General features: G+C 61.4%; 2 protein-coding genes. Both read right to left on the bottom strand.

Annotated elements, in window-relative coordinates:
• Positions 1–543 (bottom strand): FAD-dependent oxidoreductase (locus AC1DWI_RS20220; protein ID WP_477725581.1); only part of this gene is annotated, 543 nt, incomplete at its 3' end.
• Positions 544–674: 131 nt separating this feature from the next.
• On the bottom strand, positions 675–2,296 hold a 1,622-nt coding region (locus AC1DWI_RS20215), incomplete at its 5' end, for an ABC transporter substrate-binding protein (protein WP_477725580.1).

The raw sequence follows: 2,296 nt of genomic DNA, 5'->3' as shown, positions 1-2,296 counted from the left end.
GGCCAACGCCAACGCCAGCCGCGCGTCGTCAAACTGGCCATCCCAGTACTTGACGCCGCCCTTGAGATCTTGAGCCTGCACTGTCGGCAGGCAGGCAAGGGTTTCTTGCCGGTTCAGGAATTCCGTGGCGCCCAGGCCCGCCTTGCCGGCCAGCGCGTCATACATCTTGAGCCCGATACCGTAGAACGGCGCCTCCCAGAACTTGTAGGAAGGCATGACAAAGGGCAAGGGCTGCGCCAGATGCGGCGCATTGGCCAGCAGCGTGGTGCGTTCGTGCAAGGCCTCACGCACCAGCGAGATATTGCCTTGCGCCAGGTAGCGCACGCCGCCGTGCACCAGCTTGGTGGCGCGGGACGATGTGCCCTTGGCAAAGTCGTGCGATTCGACCAGCACGACGGAAAATCCGCGGGCGGCCGCATCCAGTGCGACCCCCAGGCCGGTAGCGCCGCCGCCAATGATCGCGATGTCGTAGTGGTGCGGCTCAGCAAGCCGGGCCATTAAATCCTGGCGCCGCGTTTGCGCGGGCGCTAATTCAGTCGTCATGGGCCTTGCTTCCCGTTTTCATACAAACCCATTGGTAAAAGAGCGCCGAGCTTACCCTGCGCTTGTTGCAATAACCTCAATCCCGCAAAAAAACGGACCGTGCAGCACTTGCGCACTGCACGGCCACGCGATCAGCGTACTTTTCCGTCTTTCCAGGCCTGCAGCAACTTGTCGTAGTTGATGGTTTCGCCCTTGGGCTTTTCATTGGCCAGCTTGGCCCATGGCGCACCCTTGTCGCTCAGCCACTTGGCAGGGTCACCTTTGGGGTTGAGCTTGGGCGCGCAGTGGGCCATGCCGGCGCGCTCAAGGCGGCCCATCACCTGATCCATCTCATCGGCCAGCGTATCCATCGCACCCTGCGGGGTCTTTTCACCCGTTACGGCCTGGGCCACGTTCTTCCACCACAGCTGCGCCAGCTTGGGGTAGTCGGGTACATTGTTGCCCGTCGGCGTCCAGGCCACACGGGCCGGACTGCGGTAGAACTCAATCAGGCCACCGTAATTGGCGGCATTTTTGGTGAAGTACTCATGGTGGATGTCGCTGTCGCGGATGAAGGTCAGGCCCACCACCGACTTCTTGGCCGAAACGGTCTTGGAGGTGATGAACTGCGCGTACAGCCAGGCCGCGGCCACCTTGTTGGGGTCATGGTCCTTGAAGAAGGTCCAGCTCCCCACGTCCTGGTAGCCGTTTTGCATGCCCTGCTTCCAGTAAGGGCCATTGGGGCCAGGCGCCATGCGCCACTTCGGCGTGCCGTCGGCGTTCACCACAGGCAGTCCCTTCTTGGTCATGTCGGCGGTAAAGGCCGTGTACCAGAAGATCTGCTGGGCGATCTGCCCTTGGGCCGGCACCGGGCCGGCTTCACCAAAGGTCATGCCGCTGGCCTCTTTGGGCGCGTACTTCTTCATCCAGTCCACGTACTTGGTCAGCGCGTAGACCGCAGCAGGTGAATTGGTGGCCCCGCCACGCGCAACAGAGGCGCCCACAGGCGTGCACTTGTCGGCCGCCACGCGAATGCCCCACTCGTCCACCGGCATGCCGTTGGGGATGCCCTTGTCGGCGGTGCCGGCCATGGACAGCCAGGCGTCGGTAAAGCGCCAGCCCAGCGAGGGGTCCTTCTTGCCGTAGTCCATGTGGCCGTAAATCGGCTTGCCGTCTATGGTCTTCACGTCGTTGGTGAAGAACTCGGCGATGTCCTCATAGGCGCTCCAGTTCAGCGGCACCCCGAGGTCGTAGCCGTATTTGGCCTTGAACTTGTCCTGCAAGTCCTTGCGCGCAAACAGGTCGGCACGGAACCAGTACAGGTTGGCGAACTGCTGGTCGGGCAGCTGGTAGAGCTTGCCGTCGGGCGCCGTGGTGAAGCTGGTACCGATGAAGTCCTTGAGGTCCAGGCCCGGGTTGGTGTATTCCTTGCCCGCACCGGCCATGTAGTCGGACAGCGCCAGGATCTTGCCATAGCGGTAGTGGGTGCCGATCAGGTCGGAGTCGGAAATCCAGCCGTCGTAAATCGATTTGCCCGACTGCATGGAAGTCTGCAGCTTTTCAACCACGTCGCCTTCCTGAATGATGTCGTGCTTGACCTTGATGCCGGTGATTTCCTCAAAGGCTTTTGCCAGCGTCTTCGATTCGTATTCGTGGGTCGTGATGGTCTCGGACACGACCGAGATTTCCTTGACGCCCTTGGCCTGCAGCTTCTTGGCCGCATCGATAAACCACTTCATCTCAGCCTGCTGCTTGTCCTTGGACAACGTAGAGG

This window comes from Polaromonas sp. P3_C2 (assembly GCF_056402675.1).
The sequence above is the reverse complement of the archived record's forward strand: the minus strand, read 5'-3'. Positions and strand labels throughout refer to the sequence as shown.